The organism is Enterobacter cloacae complex sp. IR5384 (assembly GCF_049237265.1).
GTDB lineage: Bacteria > Pseudomonadota > Gammaproteobacteria > Enterobacterales > Enterobacteriaceae > Enterobacter > Enterobacter cloacae.
This window is the reverse complement of sequence record NZ_JBMKHJ010000002.1, coordinates 26343-46566: the sequence shown is the minus strand read 5'-3', so window position 1 is coordinate 46566 and position 20224 is coordinate 26343. Positions and strand designations below refer to the sequence as shown.

Genomic DNA, 20224 nt, shown 5'->3' with positions numbered 1-20224 from the left:
CCTTTATACTTCCATGATGATGTATCAATCGGGAGTAAATATGATCAACGATATTCTGGCCCCGGGATTACGGGTGGTGTTCTGCGGGATCAACCCCGGTAAATCCTCGGCGCATACCGGTTTTCACTTTGCTCATCCGGGGAACCGCTTCTGGAAAGTGATCTACCAGGCCGGATTTACCGACCGGTTACTCAAGCCTGAAGAGGAGCAGCATCTGCTGGATACGCGCTGCGGGATCACCATGCTGGTGGAGCGACCAACCGTGCAGGCGAGCGAAGTCAACCTGCATGAGCTGCGCACTGGCGGGCGGGAACTGATTAAGAAGATCGAAGACTACCAGCCTGCCGCGCTGGCGATTCTGGGGAAACAGGCCTATGAGCAGGCGTTCAGCCAGCGGGGGGTGAAATGGGGTAAACAGGCCATCACCATCGGCGTGACGCAGGTATGGGTGCTGCCAAACCCGAGCGGACTTAACAGGGCAACGCTGGATAAACTGGTGGAAGCTTACAGGGAGCTCGACGAGGCGCTGGTGGTGCGGGGGCTTTAGGGGGCTCTGCGGCCTGATTCCCTCACCCTGGCCCTCTCCCACAGGGAGAGGGCATAAACAAAAAAAAAGCTCCCGATTGGGAGCTTTTTGCTGTTTACCTGGATTAATCGTCCAGGAAGCTACGCAGTACTTCAGAGCGGCTCGGATGGCGCAGTTTACGCAGCGCCTTCGCTTCGATCTGACGGATACGTTCGCGGGTAACGTCAAACTGTTTACCCACTTCTTCCAGCGTGTGGTCGGTGTTCATATCGATACCGAAACGCATACGCAGTACTTTCGCTTCACGGGCGGTCAGGCCAGCCAGAACGTCGTGCGTGGCAGCACGCAGGCTCTCGGTGGTGGCAGAGTCCAGCGGCAGCTCGAGGGTGGTATCCTCGATGAAATCACCCAGATGCGAATCTTCATCATCACCGATTGGTGTTTCCATGGAGATTGGCTCTTTGGCGATCTTCAGCACTTTACGGATTTTGTCTTCTGGCATCAGCATGCGTTCAGCCAGCTCTTCCGGCGTCGGCTCGCGACCCATCTCCTGCAGCATCTGGCGGGAAATACGGTTGAGCTTGTTGATGGTCTCAATCATATGCACCGGAATACGGATGGTGCGCGCCTGATCCGCGATAGAGCGGGTAATTGCCTGACGGATCCACCAGGTCGCATAGGTGGAGAACTTGTAACCACGACGGTATTCAAACTTATCTACCGCTTTCATCAGACCGATGTTGCCTTCCTGAATCAGATCCAGGAACTGCAGACCGCGGTTGGTGTATTTCTTGGCGATAGAGATAACCAGACGTAAGTTTGCTTCAACCATCTCTTTCTTCGCACGACGGGCTTTCGCTTCACCGATGGACATACGACGGTTGATGTCTTTCACCTGCTCGATGGTCAGGCCGGTCTCTTCTTCAATTTGCTGCAGCTTCTGCAGACCGCGATGCACGTCTTCTTTCACGTCGTGCAGTTTTTCAGACCACGGTTTGTTCATCGCGATAGCCGCGTTGAACCAGGTTTCGCTGGTTTCGTTGCCGGTGAAGAGGGTGATGAAGTTCTTCTTCGGCATTTTGCACTGCTCAACGCACAGCTTCATGATGATGCGTTCCTGGGTACGTACGCGATCCATCATCACGCGCATGCTGTTCACCAGGTAGTCGAACTGTTTTGGCACCAGGCGGAACTGTTTGAAGACTTCAGACAGTTTCAGGATCTCTTCCTGGGCAGCAGCGTGACTGCGACCTTTGGCTTTGATGGTGTCACGCGTCACTTCGTACTGGGTACGCAGCTCGGCGAACTTCTCACGTGCCAGTTCCGGGTCGATGCTGTTGTCATCATCGGCGCTGTCGTCGTCGCTCTCTTCTTCATCTTCATCTTCGTCGTCATCCATCTCTTCCTGAGACAGTTCAGAACCGACGTGAGTGGCGGTTGGCGCCATATCTTCTTCAGCGTTCGGGTCGACAAAACCGGTGATCAGATCGGACAGACGCGCTTCTTCCGCTTCAACACGATCGTACTGCTCCAGCAGATAGGTGATCGCTTCCGGGTACTCAGCAACAGAGCACTGAACCTGGTTGATCCCGTCTTCGATGCGTTTTGCGATGTCAATTTCGCCTTCGCGGGTCAACAGTTCAACGGTACCCATTTCGCGCATGTACATGCGGACCGGGTCAGTGGTACGCCCGATTTCAGATTCCACGCTGGACAGTACCTGTGCAGCAGCTTCTTCCGCATCTTCGTCAGTGTTGTTGGAGGTTTCAGCCAGCAACAGATCATCGGCATCCGGTGCTTCTTCCATCACCTGAATGCCCATGTCATTGATCATTTGGATGATGTCTTCGATTTGATCTGAATCGACGATATCTTCCGGCAGATGGTCATTGACCTCGGCATAGGTCAGATAGCCTTGCTCCTTACCACGTTGGACAAGAAGTTTCAGCTGTGACTGCGGGTTTTGCTCCATAAGACGGTATCCACACTTAATTCGTTTGATTGGTGTCGGCGATGGTTTGCCAACCTTTAAAGCGAGGGCGTACTTATATTTTTGCCGCTGCCTCTCAGTGCGGCTGCCGGGGGCTTCCCGATCGATATTCGGCACTTAAGCCGTTAAATACTTTAGTCTTTTTGCTTATTTCTTCGCCAGTTCCTGGTTTATCATCCAGAGCTCCCGGCGTTCTTCGCTGCTCAAACCGTGTGTGCGCTCGCGAGCAATCAACTCTTCCTGGCGCAGCTCGAGCATCGAATCAAACATATGGTTGAGTGAGTCGGTGAACGTTTTTTCTGCAATGTCCTTATCTGCTATATCGTCCCACATCGACAATTTTTCAAGGGTAGCGGCCTCTTTTGTGCCGCGATAATGTTCTAAAAGTTGTCCGGTGGTCAGACCTGGCTGAGACAAACATGTGTTGACCAGTTCTGAAAATAAGCCAAGCCCGGGCAATTTTTCGTGGTTCAAACCCGCCAGCGATGGCACTTGCGGTGCAAGTTCGGGGTTTTGGACCAGTAACCCTATCAGTATACGCATGGTTGTGCGTTTTAGCTGAGGCGCGGGGCGAACCGTGCCGTTTTCAGCCTGTTTTGGCATTAAACGTTCAAGCTGGCTGTCATCCAGAATGCCGAGCTTGTTGCCTAACTCCTGACGCAGATAGATGCGCAGCGTTTCGCCGGGCACCTGGCTGATTAACGGCAGCGCCAGCGTGCTGAGCTGCGCGCGCCCGTCAGGGGTACTTAAATCAACCTGCGGCATCAGGCTGTTAAACAAGAACGTGGAGAGCGGCTGAGCCTGCTCCATCCGCGCTTCAAACGCCGCTTTGCCCTCTTTACGCACCAGCGTATCCGGGTCTTCACCGTCGGGCAGGAACATAAAGCGTAACTGCCGCCCGTCGGTCATATAAGGTAGCGCAGTTTCCAGCGCACGCCAGGCGGCATCGCGCCCTGCGCGGTCACCGTCGTAGCAGCAGATGACGTTGTTGGTCACCCGAAACAGCAGCTGAATATGATCGGCCGTGGTGGACGTGCCCAACGAGGCTACTGCGTAATTGATGTCATACTGCGCCAGCGCAACGACATCCATATACCCTTCGACGACGAGAAGGCGCGGAGGTTCCGCATTTGCCTGCTGCGCCTCATAAAGGCCGTAAAGCTGACGGCCCTTATGGAAAATGTCAGTTTCCGGGGAGTTGAGGTACTTGGGCAGGGCATCACCCAGCACGCGACCACCAAAACCAATCACCCGGCCACGCTTGTCGCGGATCGGGAACATCACCCGTTCGCGGAAGCGGTCGTAGCTTCGTCCCTGGTCGTTGGTGACCAGCATACCTGCGTCGATCAACGATTTACGATCTTCGCTATTGCCGCCAAAACGCTTTAACACGTTGTCCCAGCCGGGCGGGGCGTAACCAATAGCGAAACGCGCAATGACATCGTCGCTCAGTCCGCGCTTGTTCAGATACTGACGCGCAGGCTCAGCCGCAGAGTGCTTAAGAGACTGTTGGTAAAACGAATTCAGGCCATCCATCAATTGATACAGCGTTTGACGCTGATGGCGCTCTATCTGGCTTGGTCCACTGCCCGCTTCATACGGCACTTCAAGGTTGTGCATCGCCGCCAGCTCTTCGACGGTTTCAACGAACTCGAGCTTGTCATAGTTCATTAAAAAATCGACGGCATTACCGTGTGCGCCACAGCCGAAGCAATGGTAAAACTGCTTTTCACCGTTGACGGTGAAGGAGGGGGTTTTTTCGTTATGGAAAGGACAGCACGCATGGTAGTTCTTGCCCTGCTTTTTCAGCTTTACCCGCGCGTCGATAAGATCGACGATGTCGGTTCTTGCCAGCAGGTCATTGATGAAAACGCGTGGGATTCGTCCGGCCATATGCCCCAAAAGTTTTTAGCAACTCATAAACGAAAACAAGCCGCGCATTCCTTCCGGAAGCACGGCCTTACGACTATTACTCTGTCTGTCAATTGAGGACTGTCGCCCTCAACGGATTAGTACAGACGAGTACGGCGTGCGTTTTCGCGAGCCAGTTTCTTCGCGTGACGTTTCACTGCAGAAGCTTTAGCGCGCTTACGTTCAGTCGTTGGTTTTTCATAGAACTCACGACGACGAACTTCAGCCAGAACACCTGCTTTCTCGCATGAACGTTTGAAGCGACGCAGTGCTACGTCGAACGGCTCGTTTTCACGTACTTTAATTACCGGCATGTAACTCTCACCTTTGATAAATTCGGTTTGCCGCTGGCATCAACGCCAGCTTATTTCAAAATGGTGCGGAATTTTACTGCAAATGCTGCTGCTTTGTAAAGCACCGACGCGTTTTTGAAAGGGACTTTTATAAGGGGGAAGAGTATACACGAGCGGATGTCCTGGGGCGAACAAAGTTTTACATCAACCCGCCCAGGCTCTACACTGCGCGGTACTGAAACGAGGTAAAACAAGTCATGCGTGTACTGGGTATTGAAACATCCTGCGATGAAACCGGCATCGCCATTTACGACGACGAAAAAGGGCTTCTGGCCAACCAACTGTATAGTCAGGTGAAATTGCATGCTGACTACGGCGGCGTCGTGCCTGAACTGGCCTCTCGTGACCACGTGCGTAAAACGGTTCCCCTGATTCAGGCGGCGCTGAAAGAGGCCGGATTGAGCTCAACTGATATTGATGCCGTCGCCTACACGGCAGGCCCGGGTCTGGTCGGCGCGCTGCTGGTCGGTGCGACGGTGGGCCGTTCCCTGGCCTTCGCGTGGGATGTTCCTGCCATTCCGGTTCACCATATGGAAGGGCATCTTCTGGCACCGATGCTGGAAGAGAATCCGCCCGAATTCCCGTTTGTGGCGCTGCTGGTCTCTGGCGGCCATACCCAGCTGATTAGCGTGACGGGTATTGGCAAGTATGAGCTGCTGGGCGAGTCGATTGATGACGCTGCCGGAGAAGCCTTCGACAAAACCGCTAAGCTGCTGGGTCTGGATTACCCGGGCGGCCCGATGCTCTCGAAAATGGCGTCGCAGGGCACGGAGGGGCGTTTTGTCTTCCCGCGTCCAATGACCGACCGTCCGGGGCTGGATTTCAGCTTCTCCGGCCTGAAAACCTTCGCCGCCAATACCATCCGCAATAACGATGACAGCGAGCAGACCCGTGCGGACATCGCTCGCGCATTTGAAGATGCGGTGGTCGATACGCTGATGATCAAGTGTAAACGCGCGCTGGATCAGACCGGCTTTAAGCGCCTGGTGATGGCGGGTGGCGTCAGCGCTAACCGTACGCTGCGTGCGAAGCTGGCGGAGATGATGCAAAAGCGTCGCGGGGAAGTGTTTTATGCGCGCCCGGAATTCTGTACCGATAACGGGGCGATGATCGCCTACGCCGGGATGGTGCGCCTGAACGCTGGCGCAACGGCGGATCTGAGCGTCTCCGTACGTCCACGCTGGCCGCTGGCGGAGCTGCCGGAAGCTTGACCGACGCTCCCGTCTTAGCGGCGGGAGACGTTTACATTCCGATCTCAAACATCTGGTTCTTGATGATCAAAGAGTAAAGCTGGCAATCGTTTTGTACGTCCAGCTTTTCCATCGCCCGGACCTTATGTGCGCTGACCGTTTTGATGCTTAAATGCATAAACTGTGCAATCTCCTTCAAATTTAACCCCTTACATATCAGGCGCAGCACGTCAATTTCCCGCGGAGAGAGTTTCTCCACGTCCGTCTTTTCATGACGGAAAAGCATATTCACCAGCTGGTTTTCGATATAAATCTCGCCTTTCAGGACCGTGGTAATCGCCTGGCTTAAGGTTTTCTCGTTGATATCACGTGATAAGTACGCTCTGACTCCTTCCTTTAGCGCCTGACGGATAAGCGTGGCGTTTGCATAGGGCGAGAGCAGGATAATATTAAGCGCAGGATAGGTCTGTTTAAGCCATCTCAAGAGCTTCAGCCCGTCCATTCCCCCGAGCGGAGGGCGGCTGAGGCTGGTTGTCAGCGAATAGCCAAGTATAGCGATATCCGGATTATGCTGGCCAAGAAGCGACTGAAGTTCAGCGGAGGCCGCTGCCTCACCGATCAGAACGCACCTCTGATCCATGCCAACGGCGGGTAACGAGAGGGACTGCATCATGGAGGATAAGCCGCGTCGAATTAACGAGGATTCTTCAGCGATAACGATTTTAATGTCCATAATGATGCGTCGTATTAACCCTTTCATGAAATGGCGGGGCCAACGGCGGTTGGAGCACCTCGCAAGATATAATGTTATTAAAATTCATTTTGCGGTAAAGTCGCAGCAGCAACGAGAATATTTTTAACGCCGACGGCTCTTGATTATTTCATAATGATTAAGCTTTACGTTTTTTGTATCTAAGTGTATCGTTGCATTGCGAAATATAAATTAACGCAGTATGGAATTTTCTTAATTATTTAGAGAAAACTCTGTTCATTAGAGTAGGCCACTCTTATTCTTCGCGGTCCGTGTGTCAGTGATACTGAAAAAGGAAAAATTTCAATTCACACAGGAACCGTGATTATGATGAAAAAAAGCGCTTTATCTCTTTTTATTTGTGCAGCAATTTCATTCTCTGCTGCGGCTGAAACTCTGGTGCAAAATGAATTTGCACAGGATAATGCCACCTACACCGCAATTGTGCTCAAGCTAAAACCGACGACAGGTCTGTTAAAAGCCACAAACAATAAAATTACCTTGAGCGACGCTTCCCTGACAACAACAAATATGTTCCGTCCGACCAACTTGCGTAGTTCTACTCAATCCTCTGAATTGACGGAGCTTAATAAACGCTATGGTTTTGACCGTTATCTGCGCATCGAGTTACCGAAAGATAAAAGTCAGGATAAAACATATATTAACCATATTATCACCGAGCTTGAGCAAAATCAGAACGTAGAGTTTGTGTACCCGGAAGCCGAGCCGGTATGGCTGGATGACACGGCCCTTACGCCACAGTTAAAGTCCTCACTGAATGATAATTTAACGTCTGCTGCCGTTCCGGATTTCCGCAATAAGCAGGATTATCTCAAAGCGCCGGATGTTAAGCGCACCGGTTATTATATGGGGGGCGTCAACCGCGACAGTGTTGATCGCTATGCAGGCAGTGCAGGTGAAGGGGTAACGATTATTTCGGCGGAGATTGATGCCTGGAATACCAGCCATGCCAACTTACCGCCGATGAGCCTCAGCTCAGGCAAGACGACGTATGTTGCAAACAATGATCACGACACCGCTTCAGTGGGGATTATGGCGGCGAAAGATATGGGCACCGGTATTCGCGGTTTAGCCTGGAAAAGCCGGATGGGGTATGCGGCCTCCGCGAGTAATAACCTCTATAATTTAATCCCCCAGCTAAAAGCGGGTGATGTGGTGCAGATCGGGATACAAGTTGCGGGTGGTTATCCATCGGGTTGTCAGAAGGATTGCTGGGTCGCAATGGAATCCCAGACCGCCTATTACGATATTATTAAGGCGCTGACCGACAAAGGTGTTCACGTTATTGAGGCAGCAGGTAACGGGAATATCAACATGGACAGTCCAGGGTTCCGGGGGGAGTATGACGTGAATGTCCGGGACTCCGGGGCTATTCTGGCGGGTGCGTTTTGTGCGAAAGACGGTAAAAAAGCGTCGTTCAGCTCCTATGGCTCGCGCATTACCAGTTCTGCCTGGGGCTGCTGGGATGTGGTGACCACCGGTTATGGCGATCTGTATAAAAACGCTGGCGTTAACGATTCCTATACCGCGACTTTTGCCGGAACCTCTTCCGCGAACCCGATTATTGCGGGTGTGGTAGCAAGCCTGTCAGGCATCGCCAAAGCCAACGGTATTACCGTGACACCGCGTCAGATGCGTCAGATTCTGGCGGAGACCGGTACGCCGCTGGCGAACGGGGATTCGGCAAAAGTGGGGACACAGCCTGACATGGAGCGCGCGGTAGCCCGTATTATGGCGCTGAAAGACGGTAACACCCCTGTCGCTCCGGCCCCAACCGCTGCGGCAGGCGCGGATTACACCATGGTCTCCCCGACCACGGGCGTGAGCACCTACCCGCTGGATGGCAGCAAGAGCCTGAATGCCAAATCCTATAACTGGAGCGTGACAAAAGGGGCGGAAACCTTCTCGCTGGAGGCGAACCTGAACGGCACGCTGGTGAAGAGCGTGGATAGCGCGCATGCTTATGCCGTTATTCCTGCCAACAGCGAGGGAGAAGCGGTCTTCACGCTGACCACAACCGGCGCGGATGGCCGGACCGCGACGGACAGCATGACCATTAAGGTCACTAAGCCTGCGGTACCCGCGAAAGACGACACCCCGGAAAAAGACGATACGCCGGTAAAACCTGCCGCACCGGCCTATAACGCCAAAATCGCTTACCCGACCAAATGCACCAAAGTCTCTTACAACGGTAAAATTTGGTTCAACCAGTGGTATGTCAACCCGGGTCAGGAAACCCCGGGCACCGGCGGCCAGTGGGGCGCGTGGCGCGAGCAGGGTTCTTCCAGTAACAGCTGTAAATAACCCTCACGGCCTGGCATTGCGCCAGGCCTTTTTTCAGATCCGCAGCATCCCTTTCTCTTCCAGAAACGCAATAATCGTTGCCAGACCGTCACCCGCCTTCAGGTTGGTAAAGGTCCACGGACGCTCGCCGCGCATGCGGTTGGTGTCGCGCGCCATCACCTCCAGAGAGGCACCCACGTACGGCGCGAGATCGGTTTTGTTGATCACCAGAAAATCGGATTTGGTGATCCCCGGCCCGCCCTTGCGCGGGATCTTCTCCCCTTCGGCGACGTCGATCACGTAGATCGTCAGATCCGCCAGCTCCGGGCTGAAGGTCGCGCTCAGGTTATCGCCGCCGCTTTCGACGAAGATCAGATCCAGATTGCCGAACTTCTCGCTGAGCGCTTCCACCGCGGCCAGGTTCATCGAGGCATCTTCGCGAATGGCGGTGTGCGGGCAGCCGCCCGTCTCTACGCCCACAATGCGCTCCGGCTCAAGCGCGCCCGCTTCGGTCAGAATGCGTTGATCCTCTTTGGTGTAGATATCGTTCGTCACCACCGCCAGATGATACGTGTCGCGCATCGCCTTGCAGAGCGCTTCCAGCAGCGCGGTTTTGCCCGAACCGACCGGGCCGCCCACGCCAACGCGCAGTGGATGTTTGTAATCAGCCATGTTGCATCCTCAGGAACGGAATAACCGTGAATATTGTGTTTCGTGGCGGGCAGAGGCGATGGCGGAAAGCGGCGTCGCCGCGCCCAGTGCCTCATCGTCACGTAAAAATGCCTGTTCAAACCCGGCGGCAAAATGGTCGCTGAGTTCGATAATCAGCTGTTGTGCGGCCTGTTGCCCAAACGGTACCAGCTTGACGCCGGCCATTACCGCGCTCTCAATCCAGCTGTAGCCCAGACTCAGCGCCAGCTCGTGCGCGCTAATACCCCAACGCACGCCGAGCCACGCCATGCCGCTGAGCTGGCTTTGCATAAACAGCGGCTGCCAGAGGGGCGGGCAGTCCGGCTCCCAGCTTTTGATGAGCCGCGTAAAGGCGGCGCCGCGATTGCGTTCTTCTTCCCACAGTTCACGGGTTTCCCGACAGGCAAGCAGGTATGACGTCCAGCGTTTTGCTGCCGCCAGATCGCCCTCTTCACAGGCCCGGTAGAGCCGGGCAAAAAGCGGCAGGTCGACGCAGAAAAAGCTCTGCTCCATCTGCAGGGTTTGCCAGTTTTTGAACGCCTCTGCGTCGGTAACCCAGCCTGTCTCGACGGCCCACTCCAGCCCCTGCGACCAGGTAAACGACCCGACCGGCAGGCTGCTACTGGAGAGCTGCATCAGACGCAGCCGCTGGCGGGCGAGTTCCATCAGCTCATCAGCGCCAGCAGGGCAGAGACGATAAGCCCACCGCCAAAGGTTTTACGCAGTCCGTCGTGGCGGCGCAGCAGTAATCCGGCGGCGAAGCTGGCGCACAGCACCGTGGCGCTGGCCAGCATAAAGCCGCTGGTGAAGAGCCAGAAGCTGTGGCCGGACATCTCCACCCCGTGCGCCCAGCCGTGGAACATCGCCAGGGCAGGCACCGCCAGCAGCAGACGATTTTCAGTTTTAAACATCATCACGCCGCAGACGCCCAGCGAGGCGATAATCAGCATCTCCATGCCGCTAAAGCCGCCGAGCAGGCTGCCCGCAATGGCACCGACAAGCATCATCCCGAGAGTGGCAAAAGGCAGCAGCAGCTTGCGGCCGCTCAGCGCGGAGAGCACGCCCGCACCGGCAAGCATCAGCAGATGATCAAGTCCGGTCAGCGGGTGGAAAAAACCAGCATGGAAGCTGTCGGCACCGTGTCCCGGATGTGCCAGCGCAGGCAGGGAAAAGGCCAGCAGTAACAGGGGTAAATACTTACGCATGATTAATCCTTAATGTGAATGAGCGTGAGAGTGGCTATGGCTGTGGGCCTCGCTGGTGTAGGCCCCCGCTTCAGGTTCAAACGGCAGGCTGGCGAAGGTGACCGCCAGCCCAAACTGGCGCAGCATGTCGTCGAGGACGTGATCGTGGTGATAGCGCAACTCGCCGGGCATGATTTGCAGCGGCACGTGGCGGTTGCCCAGGTGATAGCAGGCGCGGGCGAGGAGGAACGGATCGTCGCAGCGCACCACGGAGACGGACTCCGGGGCGGCAATCACTTCGATGACTTCGCTGCCGTCTTCGTTACAGAGCAGGTCGCCGCCGCGCAACAGTAAACCGCGCGGCAGCATGAGCCCGGCTTCGCGCCCGTCATTCAGCGCCACGCGGGCACGGCTTTTCACCCGCACGTCAATCGGCAGCGTGACGCTGGCGGTAATCGGATGCGCATGGTCCAGGCGTTGGGTTAAATAGATCATCATCACTCCTCAAAACAGGAAATAGCGTTGCGCCATCGGCAGAACGTCAGCCGGTTCGCTGGTTATCAGTTCGCCGTCGACGCGCACTTCATAGGTTTGCGAATCGACGGTGATATTTGGCTGCAGGCCGTTGTGGATCATGTCGGCCTTTTTCACCGTGCGGCAGCCTTTGACCACCGCCGTGGCGCTCTGCAGGTTGAGCTGTTGCGTTATCCCCTGCGCGTCCGCAGCCTGCGAGACAAACGTCAGCCGGGTGGCGTGACGCGCAGCACCCAGTGCGCCAAACATCGGACGATAATGGACCGGTTGCGGCGTGGGAATCGAGGCGTTGATATCCCCCATCGGAGCGCAGGCAATCATCCCACCCTTAACGATGGTGGCGGGTTTCACGCCAAAGAATGCCGGGGACCAGACCACTAAATCCGCCAGCTTACCCGCTTCGATGGAGCCCACTTCATGGGCGATACCGTGCGTCAGCGCCGGGTTAATGGTGTATTTGGCGATGTAGCGCTTCACGCGAAAGTTGTCGTTATCGCCAGTCTCTTCCGGCAGTGCGCCGCGCTGCACCTTCATGCGGTGCGCCACCTGCCAGGTGCGGAGAATCACTTCGCCCACGCGGCCCATCGCCTGGGAATCAGAGGAGGTCAGCGAGAATGCGCCGATATCGTGCAGCACATCTTCCGCAGCGATGGTTTCCCGGCGAATACGCGATTCGGCAAAAGCCACATCCTCGGCGATATCCGGGTCGAGGTGGTGGCAGACCATCAGCATATCGAGATGTTCATCGATGGTATTAACCGTATAGGGCAGGGTCGGGTTGGTGGAGGAGGGCAGAATATTCGGGTGCGCACAGGCGGTAATAATATCCGGCGCGTGGCCGCCACCGGCCCCTTCCGTGTGGAAGGTATGGATGGTGCGCCCGCCGATGGCTGCCAGCGTGTCTTCGACGAAACCGGATTCGTTCAGTGTGTCGCTGTGCAGCGCCACCTGAATATCCATCTCTTCCGCCACTTCCAGCGAGCAGTTGATGGCCGCAGGCGTCGCGCCCCAGTCTTCGTGGATCTTAAGCCCGATGGCCCCGGCGGCTATCTGCTCGCGCAGGGCATCCGGGTTAGAACCGTTGCCTTTACCCAGCAGGCCGATATTCACTGGCAGGGTATCGGCAGCCTGCAGCATGCGGGCGATATACCACGGCCCCGGCGTGCAGGTGGTGGCGTTGGTCCCTGCCGCGGGACCAGTGCCGCCGCCGATCATCGTCGTGACGCCGGAAACCAGCGCCTCTTCGGCCTGCTGCGGGCAGATCCAGTGGATGTGAGTGTCGATCCCGCCAGCGGTGACGATCTTTCCTTCGGCGGCGATCGCTTCTGTGGCGGCACCAATCGGGATCGTCACCCCGGGCTGAATGTCCGGGTTACCGGCTTTGCCAACGGCAAAGATCCGCCCGTTCTTCACGCCGATATCCGCTTTCACGATCCCCCAGTGATCGACAATCAACGCGTTAGTCAGCACCAGATCCACGCAGTCATCCGCGGTCATCTGCCCCTGGCCCATACCGTCGCGGATCACTTTCCCGCCGCCGAATTTGACCTCTTCGCCGTAGACGGTGAGATCGTTTTCGACTTCGATCCACAGCTCGCTGTCGGCTAAACGCACTTTATCGCCGGTGGTGGGGCCGAACATATCGGCATAAGCCTGGCGCGAAATCTCAGCCATTTTTCACTTCTCCCATCACGTCCCCCCGGAAACCGAAAATGCGTTGCGCCCCGGTGACCTTCACCAGCGTTACTTCGCGCTTCTGGCCGGGTTCGAACCGCACCGCGGTGCCTGCCGGGATATTCAGTCGAAAGCCCCGGGTGGCTTCCCGGTCAAATTTCAGCGCCGGGTTCACCTCGTAAAAGTGATAGTGCGACCCTACCTGGATAGGTCGGTCGCCGTGGTTTTCGACGATGATAAGCCGGGTTTCTCGCCCGACGTTGAGGGCTATATTGCCGGACTGGATCTGGTATTCGCCTGGGATCATCACGCGCTCCTTACACGATCGGGTTATGCACGGTGACGAGTTTTGACCCGTCCGGGAAGGTGGCTTCCACCTGAATATCCGGGATCATCTCCGGTACGCCTTCCATCACCTGGTCACGCGTCAGGACGTGACGGCCCGCTTCCATCAGCGAGGCGACGGTTTCGCCATCGCGCGCGCCTTCCATAATGAAGGCGCTGATCAGCGCGACCGATTCCGGGTAATTGAGCTTTACCCCGCGCGCAAGGCGGCGTTCGGCAACCAGCGCGGCGGTGAACAGCAACAGCTTGTCTTTTTCTCTGGGGGTCAGTTCCATAACGTTTCTCTTATGTCTGCCAGATACGCGGCGAACAGGCGGTTTTGGTAGTGAGAAGCGGGCGAAGCGACTGCCAGATATCGCGCATCACCCGCTGGCAAATCAGGTTGTCGTGGGAGAGAAAACGCACCGACAGCAGATCGTCAGTGAGCGTCGCCCCGGCAAAGGTATTCAGTGGTGCGAGCAGCTCACGCGCCGTGTCGAGGTGCGTGTCTCCGGCCGGATAGAACAGCAGCGTGCCGAGCCACGGCTGCCCGGCAACAGGGGTAAGATCGCCGTCGCTGAGATGCTGACGCTCAATCAGACGTGGCTCGTCATCCACCCAGACCTCAAGGCGGCTCTCCAGCGTGCCGTGGCTGAAGGTCTCGCCGATCACCGGGCGACCCAGACAGTACAGCTCCCACGCCAGCAGCGTGCTGGAGGCCTTCAGGTGGAAGACGGAGCGCAGCGCGGCACTGGCACCGGGAAAGATAATGGTGTCCTGCGGCAGCCACTCCAGCGTGGACGCCTCATCGAGATAAAAGTGCTGGTTAAGGCGGGCCTGTGGGCCGCTGCTGCGATAGAACTTACTGGCGCCGGGCATGGTGATAAGCGCGTGGCTATTGGCGTCCAGACGTACGGTAATATCCAGCCTGTCACCGCCCACCACGCCACCCGGCGGGTGCAGCAGATAAAGGTGGCAGGTTTCCCCTTCGGGGTAGAACGGACGCTGTACCGTGAGCGGCCCGACGTGGTGCGCGGCATGGAGGAGGGTTTTCTCAGGCGTGTGGCAAAACCGCAGGTCAAGCGAGGCCTGCCAGCCTTTGTACGAACTATCAGTGACCTGAGTTGCTAACATGGTGCTTCCATTCGCGCGCCCGGGAGATACGTTTCAGTATGCCCTGGCGGAAATGAAGGCTGTCATATGAGTCGCTTATGAATAAGACTTCGTCGTTCCCGGCGCGCGCAGGCGCGGCGCTGCCGGGATAAATGAGGGGCGCTGCGCTTTATTCAGGATCTTTTTTCTTTCGCTTGAGCTTCGCCCAGATTTTGGTCTCCTGACGTCGCCACAGACGCTGAATATTATCGTGATGACGCAGCAGGATAAGGCAGGAGAGCATCGACACCGGGAAGGTGAACTGGGGTTTAAACCACCAGACATAGAATGGGGCGATCAGCGCGCTGACGATGGCGCCCAGCGACGAATAGCCGCTCAGAAGAATAGTCAGCAGCCAGGTGCCTGCCATTACGCCGGTGAGATCCCAGCCGATGGGCGCGATGGCACCAAAGGCCGTCGCGACGCCTTTGCCACCTTTAAAACCGAAGAATACGGGCCAGATGTGACCGACACAGGCGGCAATGGCAATAAGCCCCAGCCAGAACGGGGTCACGCCCAGCGCATACGCGCCCCAGACGGGTAACATCCCTTTCAGAACGTCAAAAATCAAAACCGCTACGGCTGCTCCCTTGCCGCCAATTCGTAGTACATTGGTCGCTCCCGGATTCCCGGAGCCACTTTCGCGCGGGTCAGGTAACCCGGCAATGCGGCAGACCAGAATGGCGCTGGAGATTGAGCCGCAAAGGTAGGCGAGGAGAATCATTCCAGGCGCGATTGCACTCATAACGCTGTTCCGTTTTGAAAATGTATCTGTATTCTCAGCATCTGTGGATAATACGCATAATTCACCGGAAGTGGTATCCGGTTTAGCCAAAAAGCAGGCAGGTCGTGATGGATATTGTATTTATAGAGCAACTTTCGGTAATCACCACTATTGGTGTTTACGACTGGGAACAGACCATCGAGCAGAAGCTGGTGTTCGATATCGAAATGGGCTGGGATAACCGCAAGTCGGCAAAAAGTGATGACGTGAATGACTGTCTGAGCTATGCCGACATCAGTGAAACGGTCATCGCCCACGTTGAAGGGCAGCGTTTTGCGCTGGTGGAGCGCGTGGCGGAAGAGGTGGCAGAGTTACTGCTGACCAAATTCAACTCGCCGTGGGTGCGCATTAAGCTGAGTAAGCCGGGTGCGGTGGCGCGTGCCGCCAATGTGGGGGTCATCATTGAGCGTGGCACAAATCTGAAAGGAAAGATTTAACGTCATAATAGCTAAACCATTTTAGGTTATATCGGTCTTAAAGCTGTATCTTTCACGGTAGCTGTTGGGGCGACCGTTTTTTTTATATTTTTTTAGGGGTTTATAGATGAGCGATATGCACTCGCTGCTGGTGGCGGCAATTCTGGGTGTGGTCGAAGGATTGACGGAGTTTTTGCCGGTTTCCAGTACGGGCCATATGATTATTGTTGGCCACCTGCTGGGTTTTGAAGGCGATACCGCAAAGACGTTCGAGGTGGTCATTCAGTTGGGGTCCATTCTGGCTGTGGTCGTGATGTTCTGGCGTCGTCTGTTTGGGCTGATCGGCATCCACTTCGGGCGTTTGCCACAGCGTGAAGGAGAGAGCAAGGGCCGCCTGACGCTGATTCATATCCTGCTCGGGATGATCCCGGCTGTGGTGCTGGGGCTGGTTTTCCACGACACCATCAAATCGCTGTTTAACCCGATTAACGTGATGTACGCGCTGGTGGTCGGTGGTTTCCTGCTGATTGCGGCGGAAGTGCTGAAGCCAAAAACGCCGCGCGCAGAAGGTCTGGACGATATGACGTATCGCCAGGCCTTTATCATTGGCTGCTTCCAGTGTCTGGCGCTGTGGCCGGGCTTCTCCCGTTCAGGAGCAACGATTTCCGGCGGGATGCTGATGGGTGTAAGCCGTTACGCGGCATCTGAGTTCTCGTTCCTGCTGGCGGTGCCGATGATGATGGGCGCCACCGCGCTGGACCTCTACAAAAGCATTGGTTTTCTCACCACGGGCGATATTCCGATGTTCGCCGTGGGCTTTATCACCGCCTTTATCGTGGCGCTGATTGCCATTAAAACCTTCCTGCAACTGATTAAGCGTATCTCGTTTATCCCGTTCGCGATCTACCGCTTTATCGTCGCGGCTGCGGTTTACGTGGTCTTCTTCTGACCGACTGCCCTCAGTCTTTTGGCTGAGGGCAATGCTTTTCCTTCCACTCTGATACCGCCTGAATCCGCCGTTTCGTCAGCTCTTCGCGAATTTCCGGGCCTTTAAATCCTGCTTCGACGACCTCTTTGGTTGGCACGGCTTTGGCCACCTCCCACGCGGCGCGCAGCAAACGCCCCTGCGGATAGTCGCACGCTTCGAACCCGGTGCGCCCGCGCACGTCAGCCTCGCTGGTGAGCGCGATCTGCTCGACGCGCTGGGGTTTACGCCAGGCGTCGATGTTATCGAACAGCTTAACGATGGTGGCCGGTTTCAGGATCGGGAAGGTGTGGATAAGGTCGTGGAATTCAGCCACCAGTTTCGCCAGATCGCGGATCTCGTTCGGCACCCGCAGGCGCTGGCACAGCCCCTCGACCAGCTTCACCCCAGCCGGGCCGTGCCCGTGGTGACGAGGCCAGAACTCTTTTGGCGTTAAGCCTTTACCGAGATCGTGGCACAGCGTCGAGAAGCGCACGTCCACCTCCGGGCTGAGCATGGCCGCCATACTGAGCGTCATCAGGGTGTGCACACCAGTGTCGATTTCCGGGTGCCATTTCGCCGGGGCGGGTACACCAAACAACGCGTCTATCTCCGGGAACAGCACCTTCAGGGCGCCGCAGTCGCGCAGCACCTGGAAAAAGACCTGTGGATTGCGGGTGGTGAGGGCGTTCTCCGTCTCTTTCCAGACGCGTTCTGGCGTCAGGTGTTCAAGCTCACCCGCCTCGGTCATGGCGGTCATCAGCGCCATCGTCTCATCGGCAATACGGAAACTGAGATGGGCGTAACGTGCGGCAAAGCGCGCCACGCGCAGCACCCGGAGCGGATCTTCCGAAAACGCCGGGGAGATGTGACGTAAAAGACGGTTGCGCAGATCGTCCTGGCCGCCATAAGCATCAACGATCTGGCCGTTCTCGTCCTGCGCCAGCGCGTTGATGGTGAGATCGCGACGCAGGAGATCCTGCTCCAGCGTGACGTCGGGCGCGGCATAGCAAGTGAAGCCAGTATAGCCGGAACCGGATTTACGCTCCGTACGCGCCAGGGCGTACTCTTCCCGGCTTTGCGGATGGAGGAACACGGGAAAATCGCGGCCTACCTGCTGGTAGCCCGCGTTAAGCATCTCTTCGGGGGTGGCGCCTACCACCACCCAGTCTTTATCTTTGACCGGCAGACCTAACAACGCATCACGTACCGCACCACCGACCAGATAACTCTTCACGCCCTACACTCCCGTTTTCTCTTTTGGCAAGATAATACGTAAGTCTGGCAGAGAAGACGAATTAGTTCATCCAGCGGTCTTTACGTTTACGGCTTGGGATCAGGTGTGGCAGAACAAGACCCAGCACCAGGCCGACGCCCAACACGCCACCGCCATACATAAACCACTGCATGATGATGGTGCGCTGTTTGTCATCGAGCTGCAGATTAGCGGCATTCACCTTCTTCTGCGCCACAATCAGCTCATTTTTCAGTTTCTGGTTCTCTTCTTTCAGACCGTTAATCACGCTGTCGCTCTGCGCGACTTTCTGCTGCATTTCAGCGGTGCGCTGGTTCCAGGTACCGTCAATGTTGTTCAGCTTGTCGGTGAGGGTTTTCACCTGGTTTTCCAGATCCGGCACGCGGGTGCGCAGGCTTGGCACGGTACTCAGCTCTTTCAGGGGGATCCAGGAGGTACGGCCGGAACTGTCGCGAACCTGACCATAATTGGTCTCGGTGTTGGTCTGTAACAGGGTGACTTCCTCGCCGGCATTTACCGTACCCACGAGGCGATAATTATCTCCGGGGCCGCTACGTACCCAGGTGTTCAGTTCGTCAGAAACGTAACGCTTTTCTTCAGCGTGGACCGCAGTCGCGGCGCTAAAAGCGAGTAAAGTAAGTCCAATCAGGCGTAATTTAAGCATATCAGTCGTTATTTTCATAAATAGTGGAACGATAGTAGTGGCATCAGTGTCTCTACGCAAAGGATTCGTCATCAATCAGAATCATCTGTGTCCCGATCGCCGCCGCTGCAAACTTTTTACGCCCGTCAAATTGCTCATTGCGTGGCAATTTGGCGCAAAATACTATGTACTGACAAACAAATGGCGAGGAAGTTCGCCTTCATCGACGCGTCTGTGACGCACGCAAAAGTACAAGGCTATGGCACAAGAGATCGAATTAAAATTTATCGTCGAAAAAGACAGCGTTGACGCGCTCCGCCAGCATCTGCAAACGCTGTCCGGCGAACACCATGAACCCGTACAGCTGCTCAATATCTATTACGAAACGCCGGACAACTGGCTGCGTCGTCATGATATGGGCTTGCGCATCCGCGGCGCGAACGGGCGCTACGAGATGACGATGAAAATCGCCGGTCGCGTTGTGGGCGGTTTGCATCAGCGCCCCGAATACAATATCGACATCAATCAGCCAGAACTTGAGCTGGAACGTTTTCCGGCAGAAGTGTGGCCAAACGGCGAACTGCCATCCACCCTGGCAGCAGAGGTGCAGCCGCTGTTCAGCACCGATTTCTGGCGCGAGAAATGGCTGGTAACGGAAGGCAAAAGCCGCATTGAAATCGCCCTTGATTTGGGCGAGGTGAAAGCGGGGGAATACCAGGAGCCAATTTGCGAACTGGAGCTTGAACTGCTGGAAGGCGAGACGAACGATGTGCTGAAGCTGGCGCGTAAGCTAGTGAGTCAGTCAGGCTTGCGTCAGGGCAGCCTCAGCAAAGCCGCCCGCGGCTATCATCTGGCCGCCGGGAATGCGCCACGGGCGCTGAAAGAGACCCCTGTGTTACGCGTAGCCCCAAAAGCCAGCGTTGAGCAGGGCATGGAGGCGGCTCTGGAGCTGGCGCTTTCGCAGTGGCAGTACCACGAAGAGCTCTGGGTGCGTAATGTGAAAAACGCAAAAGCCCACGTCCTGGCCGCCATCGGTCTGGTTCGTCATACCCTGATGCTGTTTGGCGGCATCGTGCCTCGCAAAGCAAGTGCTCACTTACGCGATCTGCTGACGCAAACTGAAGCGCTGATGCTCTCTGATGTGTCTGCGCAAACGGCGATCTACAGCCCGCAAACCGCGGCCGCCAAACTGGCGTTGACCGAGTTTCTGGTGACGCGCGGCTGGCGCACCTTCCTGGACGCGAAAGCCCAGACCAAAATCGCAGAAAACTTCAAACGTTTCGCGGATATCCACCTCTCCCGCCATGCCGCAGAGCTGAAAACCACCTTTGCTTATCCGCTGGGTGACCAGTACGGCGACCAGCTGATCCGTCTGACGCGCAACATCGACTGCATGCTACTGCTGTCGGGTGCCTATGATGACGTCAAAACGCAGGCATGGCTGGAAAACTGGCAGGGGCTGAAACATGCCATCGAAACCCGTCAGCATATTGAGATTGAGCATTTCCGCAACGAGGCCATTTCGCAGGAGCCATTCTGGCTGCACAGCGGAAAACGTTAACTCTGGCAAGGAACCCCT

At 56.2% G+C, this 20224-nt stretch carries 21 protein-coding genes; 6 read left to right on the top strand and 15 right to left on the bottom strand.

What is annotated here, in order from left to right; translation table 11 throughout:
* The first annotated feature begins 40 nt into the window (after window positions 1-40).
* Complete coding sequence (gene mug / locus ACOTX3_RS02395; RefSeq protein WP_020689452.1) at window positions 41-547, top strand: G/U mismatch-specific DNA glycosylase; 507 nt, start codon at window positions 41-43, stop codon at window positions 545-547.
* A gap of 103 nt (window positions 548-650) precedes the next feature.
* Here the strand turns inward: mug and rpoD are convergent, their stop codons facing one another.
* The 3 genes from rpoD to rpsU all read right to left on the bottom strand — a co-directional run bounded on the left by rpoD (window position 651) and on the right by rpsU (window position 4741).
* Window positions 651-2498, bottom strand: coding sequence for an RNA polymerase sigma factor RpoD (rpoD, locus tag ACOTX3_RS02390; RefSeq protein WP_013098777.1), 1848 nt, complete (start codon window positions 2496-2498; stop codon window positions 651-653).
* Window positions 2499-2663: 165 nt separating this feature from the next.
* Window positions 2664-4409 carry a DNA primase gene (gene dnaG / locus ACOTX3_RS02385; RefSeq protein WP_014833324.1) on the bottom strand — a complete coding sequence of 582 codons (1746 nt, stop codon included), beginning with the start codon at window positions 4407-4409 and terminating at the stop codon, window positions 2664-2666.
* A gap of 116 nt (window positions 4410-4525) precedes the next feature.
* Window positions 4526-4741: a 30S ribosomal protein S21 gene (gene rpsU / locus ACOTX3_RS02380; protein WP_001144069.1), complete on the bottom strand. Its 216-nt coding sequence runs from the start codon at window positions 4739-4741 to the stop codon at window positions 4526-4528.
* A 236-nt stretch (window positions 4742-4977) separates the two neighbouring features.
* Here rpsU and tsaD point away from each other — a divergent pair, with 236 nt between their 5' ends.
* Window positions 4978-5991 carry a tRNA (adenosine(37)-N6)-threonylcarbamoyltransferase complex transferase subunit TsaD gene (tsaD, locus tag ACOTX3_RS02375; RefSeq protein ID WP_040021821.1) on the top strand — a complete coding sequence of 338 codons (1014 nt, stop codon included), beginning with the start codon at window positions 4978-4980 and terminating at the stop codon, window positions 5989-5991.
* A 31-nt stretch (window positions 5992-6022) separates the two neighbouring features.
* On the opposite strand, the gene ACOTX3_RS02370 is transcribed toward tsaD, so the two are convergent.
* On the bottom strand, window positions 6023-6703 hold the full coding sequence (locus tag ACOTX3_RS02370) for a LuxR C-terminal-related transcriptional regulator (RefSeq protein WP_029883055.1): 681 nt from the start codon (window positions 6701-6703) through the stop codon (window positions 6023-6025).
* Between the two features lie 345 nt (window positions 6704-7048).
* Between ACOTX3_RS02370 and ACOTX3_RS02365 the strand changes: the two genes are divergently transcribed.
* The gene (locus tag ACOTX3_RS02365; protein WP_234355636.1) at window positions 7049-9046 is read left to right on the top strand and encodes a S8 family peptidase; all 1998 of its coding nucleotides are present in this window, start codon (window positions 7049-7051) and stop codon (window positions 9044-9046) included.
* 33 nt (window positions 9047-9079) lie between these two features.
* On the opposite strand, the gene ureG is transcribed toward ACOTX3_RS02365, so the two are convergent.
* The 9 genes from ureG to plsY all read right to left on the bottom strand — a co-directional run bounded on the left by ureG (window position 9080) and on the right by plsY (window position 15328).
* Window positions 9080-9697, bottom strand: coding sequence for an urease accessory protein UreG (gene ureG / locus ACOTX3_RS02360; RefSeq protein ID WP_013098772.1), 618 nt, complete (start codon window positions 9695-9697; stop codon window positions 9080-9082).
* A 9-nt stretch (window positions 9698-9706) separates the two neighbouring features.
* Window positions 9707-10381, bottom strand: a complete 675-nt coding sequence (locus ACOTX3_RS02355; protein ID WP_058678703.1) for an urease accessory protein UreF — start codon at window positions 10379-10381, stop codon at window positions 9707-9709.
* Window positions 10381-10920 carry a HupE/UreJ family protein gene (locus tag ACOTX3_RS02350; protein ID WP_020689458.1) on the bottom strand — a complete coding sequence of 180 codons (540 nt, stop codon included), beginning with the start codon at window positions 10918-10920 and terminating at the stop codon, window positions 10381-10383. The genes ACOTX3_RS02355 and ACOTX3_RS02350 overlap by 1 nt, the downstream gene beginning before the upstream one ends.
* Before the next feature lie 9 nt (window positions 10921-10929).
* Window positions 10930-11394 (bottom strand): urease accessory protein UreE, encoded by a 465-nt coding sequence (ureE, locus tag ACOTX3_RS02345; protein ID WP_020689459.1) that lies wholly within the window; start codon window positions 11392-11394, stop codon window positions 10930-10932.
* A 9-nt stretch (window positions 11395-11403) separates the two neighbouring features.
* Window positions 11404-13107: an urease subunit alpha gene (gene ureC, locus ACOTX3_RS02340; protein WP_013098768.1), complete on the bottom strand. Its 1704-nt coding sequence runs from the start codon at window positions 13105-13107 to the stop codon at window positions 11404-11406.
* On the bottom strand, window positions 13100-13414 hold the full coding sequence (locus ACOTX3_RS02335; protein ID WP_013098767.1) for an urease subunit beta: 315 nt from the start codon (window positions 13412-13414) through the stop codon (window positions 13100-13102). The genes ureC and ACOTX3_RS02335 overlap by 8 nt, the downstream gene beginning before the upstream one ends.
* Before the next feature lie 10 nt (window positions 13415-13424).
* Window positions 13425-13727 carry an urease subunit gamma gene (locus ACOTX3_RS02330; protein WP_003862556.1) on the bottom strand — a complete coding sequence of 101 codons (303 nt, stop codon included), beginning with the start codon at window positions 13725-13727 and terminating at the stop codon, window positions 13425-13427.
* A 10-nt stretch (window positions 13728-13737) separates the two neighbouring features.
* Window positions 13738-14565, bottom strand: a complete 828-nt coding sequence (locus tag ACOTX3_RS02325; protein WP_058678704.1) for an urease accessory protein UreD — start codon at window positions 14563-14565, stop codon at window positions 13738-13740.
* Window positions 14566-14713: 148 nt separating this feature from the next.
* Complete coding sequence (gene plsY / locus ACOTX3_RS02320) at window positions 14714-15328, bottom strand: glycerol-3-phosphate 1-O-acyltransferase PlsY (protein WP_045293693.1); 615 nt, start codon at window positions 15326-15328, stop codon at window positions 14714-14716.
* A 107-nt stretch (window positions 15329-15435) separates the two neighbouring features.
* Here plsY and folB point away from each other — a divergent pair, with 107 nt between their 5' ends.
* A complete protein-coding gene (gene folB, locus ACOTX3_RS02315; RefSeq protein ID WP_013098764.1) occupies window positions 15436-15804 on the top strand; it encodes a bifunctional dihydroneopterin aldolase/7,8-dihydroneopterin epimerase in 369 nt (122 codons plus the stop codon).
* Window positions 15805-15910: 106 nt separating this feature from the next.
* Window positions 15911-16732, top strand: coding sequence for an undecaprenyl-diphosphate phosphatase (bacA, locus tag ACOTX3_RS02310; protein ID WP_014833310.1), 822 nt, complete (start codon window positions 15911-15913; stop codon window positions 16730-16732).
* Window positions 16733-16742: 10 nt separating this feature from the next.
* Here the strand turns inward: bacA and ACOTX3_RS02305 are convergent, their stop codons facing one another.
* Together ACOTX3_RS02305 and ACOTX3_RS02300 are read right to left on the bottom strand one after the other, a co-directional pair.
* Window positions 16743-17984, bottom strand: coding sequence for a multifunctional CCA addition/repair protein (locus tag ACOTX3_RS02305; RefSeq protein ID WP_023620520.1), 1242 nt, complete (start codon window positions 17982-17984; stop codon window positions 16743-16745).
* A 61-nt stretch (window positions 17985-18045) separates the two neighbouring features.
* Window positions 18046-18666 carry a TIGR04211 family SH3 domain-containing protein gene (locus tag ACOTX3_RS02300; protein ID WP_013098761.1) on the bottom strand — a complete coding sequence of 207 codons (621 nt, stop codon included), beginning with the start codon at window positions 18664-18666 and terminating at the stop codon, window positions 18046-18048.
* Between the two features lie 238 nt (window positions 18667-18904).
* Here ACOTX3_RS02300 and ACOTX3_RS02295 point away from each other — a divergent pair, with 238 nt between their 5' ends.
* A complete protein-coding gene (locus ACOTX3_RS02295; RefSeq protein ID WP_029883051.1) occupies window positions 18905-20206 on the top strand; it encodes an inorganic triphosphatase in 1302 nt (433 codons plus the stop codon).
* Window positions 20207-20224: the final 18 nt, after the last annotated feature.